Below are 9,415 nucleotides of genomic sequence, written 5' to 3' on the forward strand. Positions count from 1 at the left end.
GCCCGCAAGGCCAGCGCCTGGGCCGATGTCGCCCGCCGCGTCCACCGCTCCAACACCGCCCGCTCGTCATCAGACAGCAGCAACGGTTCCAGCTTCGGGCCCCGACGAGGAACTGACGCACCAGCAGCAGAAATCACGCAACCACTAACGATCAACTACCGGCGCAGGACAACCAGCGGCAGGGGCGCACACGGCGCTCTCGTGTTTACGCGGCGAGGCGTTCGGCGAGGGCCTTGGCCTTGGTGGCCGCGTCCTGCAGGGCGCGGTCGCGGGAGGTTTCGAAGAGCGGCACCAGTTCGGCCATGGCCGGGTTGTGCGGGGCCATCGTGAGTTCCGGGACGATGAAGTCGAGGTCCAGGGCGAGCATGTCGGCGAGGGTCGCCGTCAGGTAGTTCTGCACGTACTCGTAGGGCTCCTTCGGGGTGCCGGGCGCGTAGGAGCCGCCTCGGCTGGCGACGACGGTGACCGGGGTGCCCTTGGCGGAGGGGTTCTCGCCCGAGGTGCGGCCGTGGAGGATCACGTTGTCCAGCCATGCCTTGAGGGTCGACGGGATCGAGTAGTTGTACATCGGCGCGCCGATCAGCACCGCGTCCGCCTGCTCCAGTTCGTCGATCAGCTGGAGGCGTTCAGCGAAGGCGGCGGCCTGCTCGGGCGTGTGGGCGTTCGGATCGGCGAAGCCCGCGGTGTGTGCGGCGGCGGTGATGTGCGGGACGGGGGCGACGGAGAGGTCGCGGTAGATCACCGTGCTCTCCGGGTGCTGCTCTTCCCAGGTCTTGCGGAAGGTCTCCGTGACGGCGCGGGAGGCGGAGGCGCCGCCCGGGAACACGGAGGAGTCGATGTGCAGCAACGTGGCCATGGATTATCTCCAGTAGGGGGTGACATGACAGGGCGGGCGCCTGCGGCGGGTGCCGTGGGGCTCCTGGTCGGTGAGGGCGATGGGGCCGGCAGTCAGGCCGGCGGCCGGGGGCGCAGGACGCCGTCGGGGTCGTAGCGCTTCCACAGGTCGGTAACGCGGGTGCCGGTCGGTCCGGGGTAGGCGCGTGTGAACGTCGTCTTGTCGGGATTGCTCTCGAAGTTCACGTAGGCGCCGTCGGTGTGTGGGGCGAGGGGCGCCCAGGCGGCGGCCAGCGTGGCGCGGTCGTCCGGCGGGAACGCCGAGGCGATGACGAGGGTGTTCTGATGGCGGTGTGTGAACGCCATGGCAGAGGGGGCCGGGTCGTGGGCCGCGCCGCCGAGCGAACGCAGCTGGACCAGGACCGGGTCGGGGGCGGCCGACGCCGCGACCAGGGCGCGGGCGGCGTCCGGGGTCATGTCGGTGAGCAGCCCGTTGGTCGAGCTGGAGCACATCTGCCCAGTGTTGGTGTGCAAGTGGAGCGGCGGGACCAGCTCTGTGTAGGAGACGACATGGGCCTGCTGGGCCATTACGTCACCGATGCCGAGCAGCGGTTCGATGGCGTCGCGGATGACGGACGGGCTGTCCGAGGCCACGACAGCGGTGATGAACGCGGCGGTGGCGGCGCCCTGCGAGGACAGCATCACCGCCGTCGACAGCTCGCGCGGCGCCCGCGCCATGACGGCCTCCCAGCGCCGCAGCGTCTCCCCGGCCGGGTCCACCGCCGCGACCAGCTGCGCATAACCGACGTCACGAAGCTCCATGGCCTCGATCTCGAAGGCCACCGCGATCCCGGCACCCGCGCCGGCCCCCCGCATCACCCACAGCAGGTCAGGCTCGGCATCGGCATCGGCGCGCACGGCCGATCCGTCGGGCAGGACGACCTCGACGGCGCGGACGTGGTCGACGGTGAGCCCGTACTGCCGTACGAGCCATCCGACGCCGCCCCCGGTGGCGATGCCTCCGACACCGACGTTGCCGTGGTCGCCCGAACTGACGGCGAGCCTGTGCGGGGCGAGCGCCTGGGCGACCTGGGCCCAGCGGGCTCCCGCCTCGACACGGACCAGACGGGAACCGCGGTCGAGGACGTCGACTCGGTGCAGCGCGCTCAGGTCGATGACGAGGCCGCCGTTGTTGGTGCCGCTGCCGGACAGGCCGTGCCCGCCGCTGCGGACAGCCACCCGCAGCCCCGTCTCCCGCGCGAGCCGCAGCGCCGCCGCGACATCGCCCGCGGACTCGGGCAGGATGACGGCGGCTGGGTGGCCCACGGTGGTGTAGGTGGAGCGGAGCAGCGAGTAGCGGTGGTCGTCGGGCGTGACCAGCTTGCCGGCGAGCTCGGCCGGCACGGTGGACAAGGTGCCGTTCATCGTCCACTCCGGAGGGCGCCGACGCGCTCGCGCACCGCGGGCACGACCTCGGCGGCGAAGAGCGCGACCTGCTGCTCGGGGTCAGTGGCGGGCCAGAAGACGAAGGTGTCGAAGCCGAGTTCCACAGCCCACTCGGCGAGGGTGTCTGCCCACCGCCGCACATCGCCGACGAGCCCCGGTCCGTCCCCGTGGTCGCCGATCACGCCGATCACGTTGTAGACGCGCCGGAGCGTTCTCGGATCGCGGCCTGCGTCGGCGACGGCCTCGTCGATGATCCGCTGACGTGAGGGCACCTCCTGCGGCGGGACGTAGATGTTCAGCGGAGAGATCCAGCCGTCGGCCAACCGGCCGGCGACGGCGAGCATCCGCGGCTTCTGAGCGCCGAGCCAGAGCTCGACGGGCCTCGGGGACACCGGTCCGGCGCGGTAACCGCCGACGGCGTGGTACTGGCTGTGCAGTCGTACGACGCCCCCGGACAGGGCCGCGCGCAGGAGCCCCAGGGACTCCTCGGCGAACGCCACCATGTCCTGTCCGCTTCGCGCCGCTCCGCCCATCGAGGCGATGGCATCGGCAATGCCGCCCCCGCCGACACCGAGCTGGATCCGTCCGTCGGTGAGCACGCTCAGCGACGCGGCGGCCTTGGCGAGCATCACCGGCGGACGCAACTGCAGGTCGGCGACGTCGGTAAGGAAGGAGATGCGGTCGGTGCCCGCGGACAGATGCGTGATCAGGGTCCAAGTGTCGAGGTGGCCGGGCTGGTAGGGGTGGTCCTGGACGGCGAGGTAGTCCAGGCCCGAGTCCTCCGCCGTCCGTGCGAGGCGCCGGGTCTGCACCCAGGCCTCAGCGGAGGGGTCGAGGCTCACTCCGAAGGAAAGTGGGCGTCCGTAGTCGGTCATGCGTCTACGTTGCGCCGGATCACCCCACCGGCAAAACGTCGGGTAAGGTGCTAATCTTTTGTAAGTGAACTCCATTCATGACGACACCTGCCCGAGCTTCGAGGGCACCCTCGAACTGGTCGGACGCCGCTGGACGGGTTCGGTACTGCAGGCCGCCGACCGTGGAGCCCGGCGCTTCGGCGAGTACCGGGCGATGATCGACGGCATCTCCGACCGGCTGCTCTCCCAGCGCCTGAAGGAACTCGAGGCCGCGGGCCTCATCGAGCGCACCATCATCCCCACCACGCCCGTACAAGTCCGCTATCAGCTGTCCCCGGACGGCCAGGCACTGGTGGACGCCCTGCTCCCGCTCGCGCAGTGGAGCATGCACCGCTCAGGACCCAGAGGCGCGGGACGGGTTCCATCGTCGACGTAACCTCCGGCCACGCGCGTCCAGGAGGCGCACACACTCACCCTGTCGACACCGAGGCGCCCAGGCCGTCGGCGAGCACGGCGTTCAGTTCGGTGCGGGAGACGATGCCGCGCTCGGCGAAGATACGGCGCCACCAGACGTGGAGACCACCCTCGTCGGACGCCAACTCCAGGCCGCCGTCCGCCGCGGTGACGGCCCCAAGCCGATACTCGTGGATCAGTCCGCCGAGATTGTCGCGGCGTTGGATGCGTTGCGCCAGGAAGGGGATGACGTGCGGGTCGTCGGCGGGAGGTCGAAGATCGAGGGCGCGGTGCGACCGCCTCGGCGGCGTACCGAGCCGACCGCACGGGTCCGCTCGGTACGCCGCAGTGAGCATCGCGGCCGCCTAGGGTCTTTCGTTTGGATCAGGCTGGATCAGGGAGCGGGGTCTGGTGCGTGGAGCTGCAAGGCGGAGGAAGGAGCCCACTCGGAGCGAATGGGGCCTCCCCTGCTCGAGCGAAGCCGAGAGCTTGGGGAGAACTGACGACAACGCCGCAGATGCGCGTGCCAGGCCCCCGCGAGCCCAGCATGATCCGAACGAGAGGCCCTAGTCGCCAGACGCGCCCCAAGCTCTCCGCATCGGAGTCTCGACGGCCACCGCTGCCCCGCGGACGAGCACCGGACGCGTCGGTGAAACGGCTCGTTCCTAAGCGACGGTGAGCACGATTTTGCCCTGGATGTGTCCTCGGGCTGCGCGTTCGTGCGCGGCTCGGGCATCCGCGAGCGCGAACGTGCTGTCGATCGCGACGCGGACCGCGCCCGCGTCGAGCAGGCGTCCCAGTTCTGCGAGCTGCGCGCCGTTCGAGCGGACCGTGGTGCCCGTGACGGTGACGCCCAGCTCCGCGTTCTCTTCTTCGTCGAACTCTCCGAAGAACACGGGGAAATGGGAGCCGCCGCGCTTGAGGGTGCGCAGGAAGCGCTTGCTGTCGGGGCCACCGACGGCGTCGAGAACGAGGTCGATGTCGTGCACGAGTTCCTCGGGACGGCTCTTGGTGTAGTCGATGAACTGGTCGGCGCCGAGCTCACTCAAGAACGATTCATGCGCGCCCGACGCCACCGCGATGACCCGTGCACCCTTCCATTTCGCCAGCTGCAGCGCGAAGTGCCCCACGCCGCCCGCGGCGCCGTTGACGAGCACCGTCTTGTGGGCGTCGAGTGGCACCGGACGATGCTGCGCCGCCTGGAAGCCCGAGGGGTGATCGTGTCCGACCTCGATCAGGAACTGCCACGCGGTGAGCCCGGACATGGGCGCCCCGGCGGCGTGCACGTGATCGATGCCGGCCGGCTTGAGCGCGAGGTCCGCCGCGGGCGCGGCCACGTACTCGGCATAGGTGCTGCCATCGAAGCTGGGGAAGCGAAGGAGACCGAAGACTTCATCACCGACGGAGAAGCCATCCACATCCGCGGCGACGGCCTCGACGACGCCCGACAGGTCCGTCCCCGGGATCGCGGGCAAGCGGAACTTCGGCCGCGCCTCCACAGGCAGGTTGGACATCCCGTCGCGCAGGTACCAGTCGGGGGGGTTGACGCCGACCGCATGCACGCGAACGAGCACCTCACCCGGCCCCAGATCGGGAATCGGCACCTCGTCGTAACGCAGAACTTCAGGACCGCCGTGCTCATGGAGCCGGACCGCCCTCATCGTGTGTGTCGGCATCGTTCTCTCCTGCCCGCGCTGCGGGATAGACTTATTCGGATCAGTGATCCACATAAACGGACCACTGATCCGAATATATGGACCACTGATCCGAATAGTCAAGAGGGACAGATGCGCGCCGACGCCAGGAAGAACCGCGACCACCTGCTCGCAGTAGCGGGCACCGCCATCACCGAGCAAAGCGTCGACGTGTCACTGCGTGACATCGCGCGCAGAGCCGATGTCGGACTCGCGACGCTGCTGCGTCACTTCCCGACGCGCGAGGCGCTACTCGATGCCCTGCTCCGCACGAGCTTCGACGAGCTGACCGCCAAGGCAGGCGCCCTCGAAACGTCCAGCTCGCCCGACGACGCTCTCGTTTCGTGGCTACGCGGCTGCGTCGCGTGGACAACCGAGTATCGGGGCGCGATCGTGCTGATGGCAGCCGCCATCGAGGACACCGAGTCCGCACTCCACGCTTCGTGCGTCACTCTGCGCGCGGCCGGTGCGCGGCTCCTCACCCGTGCCCAGGCCGCGGGCATGGCGCGGACCGACATTGATGGCGCCGATTTGTTCGCGCTGGTAACGGCGCTCGCTTGGCTCGGCGATCAAACCTCGCTCGCGCCACGCGCCGATCACCTCTTCGACGTTGTCGCAAGCGCGATCCTGACCAGCACAGCAAGCAGCGACACCGAAGGGGGAACGCCGCCCTCGCACCCGTAGCTGAAATCGTCACACACCCGGACCGGCGAACTCGGCCGCGCGCTCGGCAAGAGCGGATCGACGCCGAGTTCGCCAAGGCGGTCAAGGTCACCAGCATCGAGCCTCGCGCTCCCCGGGAACGGACCACGACCGCTGGAAAGCGGCTGACGAAGGCGGAGGCGCGCTAGCCACGCCGGTCGGCTCCTGACAGACAGTCCTGCCCTCCGTCGTCGTCCTCGTCCAGCCCGGGCGCGTCCGCATCGCGCAGGGGCCGCAGCCCCTCGCCCGGCCCACCAGCCGCGAAATTGAACTGGTAGCGGCCCATGAAGTTGATGTGCCTGTCCTTCAGCGGAGACAGGCGGGCCACGTCCTCGTCCATGAGGTGGTGGCCCTCAGCGCAGAACTGGGCGACGGCAACGTCTGGACAGCGGGTGTTCCAGAGCACCACGGCATTGAGGACGAGCCCCAGGCCGGCCAACTGATCTTCCTGCCCATCGCGGTATGCCTGCCGGATCTCGCCCCGGCCGCCGTGGCAGATGGCGCGAGCAAGGCGGTGGCGGGATTCCTGGACCGTGACGACTTTGCTATCGAGGTGCAGGCAGTTCCCGTCGACGTGCCCGACGGCCAACTCCCGCCCTCCCGATAGCGCAAGGTACCGGGGCAGCGCGTGGGGCAAGTCCGAGGGCCGCTGCGACGAGTCCGTGGCTACCACGAGCCGACTGAGGGGTGCCCTCCGTCATCGGCCTTCTCCGGGGTGGACCAGTCGAAGGAGCCGTCGAACCTGTCGTAGAGCTTCTTCCGTGACCACACGTCCCGCCCGGCGCTGTGCGTCGTCGGTCGTCTCAGGAGACTATGGAAGCACCAGAAAGGCACGAAAAACATCCCAGCGCTGCAGCTCCAGGGCCTGCGCTGGGCGCGCGTCGCCCTGGCAGGTGGAAGGAGCACCTGGGATGAGTGAAGCGGGATCTTTCAGTGCTGACAGCGACTCGTCCGACCTCCGGCTGGAGCTGCCGAGCGGGGTGCTGGATGCGCTCGGTGTGGCGGTGGTGGCGCTGGATACGGCCGGGCGGTTCGTGTTGTGGAGCCCGCAGGCCGAGGAGCTGTTCGGCTACTCCGCGGAGGAAGTGCTGGGCCAGCACGCGGCTCAGCTGTTGGTCCATGACCCGTACATGGACCTGGTGGCCGGTAAGTGCGAGCAGATGATGGAGACCGGCCAGAGCTGGGCCGGGCTCATTCCCGTCCGGAACAAGGACGGCAGTACGAGACTGGTGGAATTCCGCTACAACCGTCTGCCGGACAAGCAGGGCGACTTCTACGCTCTGGGTATCGCCACCGATGCGTCGACGCTGCGCAAGGTGGAGCAGGACTTGGCGTTGTCCACGCAGCTGATCGCCCAGTCGCCGGTCGCGTTGGAGGTTCTGGACACCGATCTGCGTTATGTGGCTGTCAATCCGGCGATGGAACGGATACACGGCCTGTCTGCCGAGGACCACCTCGGCCGGGGCTTCCGCGATGTCCTGCCCTCCGCCAGTGTCGACGCGTCCGAGGCGGCAGTCAGAGAAGTGCTCGAGACCGGACGCCCTCAGGTTGACAGGTACACCATTGGCCGCACCCCGGCTGACCCTGACAACGATCATGCCTGGTCTGTCTCCGTCTACCGGTTGGAGGATCCCAACGGTCAGGTTCTTGGTGTCGCCACGTCGGTGGTGGATGTCACCGATCGGCACGGCGCGATCACAGCGGCGGCCCAGGCCCGGCAGCGCCTGGCCCAGATCGCCGAGGGCTCCGCCCGTATCGGTACCACCTTGGACATGAAACAGACCGCCCGCGAGCTGGCTGACGTCGCAGTGCCCGAGCTCGCCGACATCGCGGTCGTAGACGTACTCGACTCCGCCCTGGACGATCGCCGCCCCGCGACGCCCGACAGCGGCCCGGCGCTCTTTCGCACCCTCGCTGTGAAGGCCGCCTACCTCGCCGAGGCGACCGGCGCCGCCGGCACGGCCGACCAACGAGTCAGCTATGACGCCGAGCGACTGCCCACCCAATGCGTACGGACCGGTCAGCCAATCATGGTGACTCGCGTGGACGAGTGGGATCTGGCGCGCATCGCCCGTGACGCCGGAGCCGCCGCTGTCCTGGCCAGTGTCGGCATCCACTCATATCTCGCGATACCGCTGGCCGCCCAAGGCCGGGCACTCGGCGTCCTGGGGCTGATGCGCGGCCGCAATCAACTGCCCTTCAACGCGGACGACGTCACCCTGGCCGGTGAGCTCGCCGGCCGAACTGCAGTGTCCCTCGACAACGCGCGCCTGTACCAAAGCGTCCGCAACACTGCGGTGACGCTCCAGCGCAGCCTGCTGCCCCAGCCGACGCCACCCGAGAGTCTGGAGGTCGCCACCCGCTACCAACCTGCCGGAACCTCTACCGAGGTCGGTGGCGACTGGTTCGACGTCATCCCCCTCGCGGAGGGCAAGACCGCGCTCGTGGTGGGTGACGTGATGGGCAGCGGCATCGATGCGGCCGCCACGATGGGCCGCCTGCGCACCGCCACCGCGACCCTGGCTGACCTCGATCTCCCGCCCGCCCAGGTGCTGCAACGCCTCGACAAGATCACCGCCGGTCTGGACCCTTACATCGCCACCTGCATCTACGCCGAATACGACCCGCACAGTGACCGGTGCCGAATCGCCGTAGCCGGACACCTGCCCCCCGCACTGACACCTGCAGGCGGGTCCCCCGAACTGCTCGACCTACCATCTGGTGCACCCCTCGGGGTCGGCGGCGTCCCCTTCGAAACGACCACCGTGCCCTTGCGCCCCGGCGATCAACTGGTCCTCTACACCGACGGCTTGGTCGAAACACGCCGCGACGCCATCGACGAACGCCTCGACCTCCTCCTCCGCGTACTCGACGGCCACGACCTTTCCCTGGAAGAAACCTGCGACCGGCTCCTGGGAACACTGTGTAATCCGGACGACCACGACGACGTGTCCGTACTCATCGCCCGACCCAGACCGCGGACCTGACTCACTGCGGACGTCGGCCGGCCGGGGACAGGTCTTGGTGTGCTCCAGCGCTCACTTGACGGCGGGCGTGTACCGAACCGTTGCTCGGGTCGGCACTGTCGCCTCCCAGATCAACTTCCTTTCCCTCCATTACTGTTCCGCCGGTCTCTTGCCCCCGCCGTGCAAGCTGCACGGCCGTACCGGTATCGCAATCCGTCGTATAACCGCGAGAAGAACACACTTCTGGCACGGCGGTCTCACGGATGACGGTCGTATGCCGTCCTGGCCGCGCAGGACTGCAGGAAGAACCTTCCCCCACTTCGCGGTACGTCGCGCCGCCTACCAGCGCCTGACCCAGCGCGACGTCAAGCTGAGCTTGTTCCGCTTTGACGGACACCATTGGTGTGGTGGTCAGGCTGCGAGTGCGGTCTCGTACTCGGCGGGGCTGAGGTAGCCGAGGCTGCTG

The 9,415-nt window shown here is 68.8% G+C and carries 8 protein-coding genes and 1 pseudogene; 3 read left to right on the forward strand and 6 right to left on the reverse strand.

Going from position 1 to position 9,415, the window contains the following annotated elements:
* Positions 1 to 205 precede the first annotated feature (205 nt).
* The 3 genes from ACIA8E_RS41025 to ACIA8E_RS41035 all read right to left on the reverse strand — a co-directional run bounded on the left by ACIA8E_RS41025 (position 206) and on the right by ACIA8E_RS41035 (position 3,155).
* On the reverse strand, positions 206 to 856 hold the full coding sequence (locus tag ACIA8E_RS41025) for an FMN-dependent NADH-azoreductase (protein WP_399307100.1): 651 nt from the start codon (positions 854 to 856) through the stop codon (positions 206 to 208).
* Between the two features lie 92 nt (positions 857 to 948).
* The gene (locus tag ACIA8E_RS41030; RefSeq protein WP_399307102.1) at positions 949 to 2,259 is read right to left on the reverse strand and encodes an FAD-binding oxidoreductase; all 1,311 of its coding nucleotides are present in this window, start codon (positions 2,257 to 2,259) and stop codon (positions 949 to 951) included.
* On the reverse strand, positions 2,256 to 3,155 hold the full coding sequence (locus ACIA8E_RS41035) for an LLM class flavin-dependent oxidoreductase (RefSeq protein WP_399307104.1): 900 nt from the start codon (positions 3,153 to 3,155) through the stop codon (positions 2,256 to 2,258). Before ACIA8E_RS41035 ends, ACIA8E_RS41030 begins: the two co-directional genes overlap by 4 nt.
* 64 nt (positions 3,156 to 3,219) lie before the next feature.
* Here ACIA8E_RS41035 and ACIA8E_RS41040 point away from each other — a divergent pair, with 64 nt between their 5' ends.
* Positions 3,220 to 3,570, forward strand: coding sequence for a winged helix-turn-helix transcriptional regulator (locus tag ACIA8E_RS41040; RefSeq protein WP_399307106.1), 351 nt, complete (start codon positions 3,220 to 3,222; stop codon positions 3,568 to 3,570).
* A gap of 34 nt (positions 3,571 to 3,604) precedes the next feature.
* On the opposite strand, the gene ACIA8E_RS41045 is transcribed toward ACIA8E_RS41040, so the two are convergent.
* Positions 3,605 to 3,943: a hypothetical protein gene (locus ACIA8E_RS41045; RefSeq protein WP_399307108.1), complete on the reverse strand. Its 339-nt coding sequence runs from the start codon at positions 3,941 to 3,943 to the stop codon at positions 3,605 to 3,607.
* Between the two features lie 309 nt (positions 3,944 to 4,252).
* Positions 4,253 to 5,263 (reverse strand): NADP-dependent oxidoreductase, encoded by a 1,011-nt coding sequence (locus ACIA8E_RS41050; RefSeq protein WP_399307114.1) that lies wholly within the window; start codon positions 5,261 to 5,263, stop codon positions 4,253 to 4,255.
* A 111-nt stretch (positions 5,264 to 5,374) separates the two neighbouring features.
* Here ACIA8E_RS41050 and ACIA8E_RS41055 point away from each other — a divergent pair, with 111 nt between their 5' ends.
* A complete protein-coding gene (locus tag ACIA8E_RS41055; protein WP_399307110.1) occupies positions 5,375 to 5,965 on the forward strand; it encodes a TetR/AcrR family transcriptional regulator in 591 nt (196 codons plus the stop codon).
* A gap of 163 nt (positions 5,966 to 6,128) precedes the next feature.
* On the opposite strand, the pseudogene ACIA8E_RS41060 reads toward ACIA8E_RS41055, so the two are convergent.
* A pseudogene (locus ACIA8E_RS41060) lies at positions 6,129 to 6,521 on the reverse strand (Tn3 family transposase); the annotation flags it as partial.
* A gap of 373 nt (positions 6,522 to 6,894) precedes the next feature.
* On the opposite strand from ACIA8E_RS41060, the gene ACIA8E_RS41065 reads away from it, so the two are divergent.
* Positions 6,895 to 8,970: a SpoIIE family protein phosphatase gene (locus tag ACIA8E_RS41065; protein WP_399307112.1), complete on the forward strand. Its 2,076-nt coding sequence runs from the start codon at positions 6,895 to 6,897 to the stop codon at positions 8,968 to 8,970.
* Positions 8,971 to 9,415 lie beyond the last annotated feature (445 nt).

Origin of the sequence: Streptomyces sp. NPDC051664 (genome assembly GCF_044453545.1) — a bacterium.
Taxonomy (GTDB): domain Bacteria; phylum Actinomycetota; class Actinomycetes; order Streptomycetales; family Streptomycetaceae; genus Streptomyces.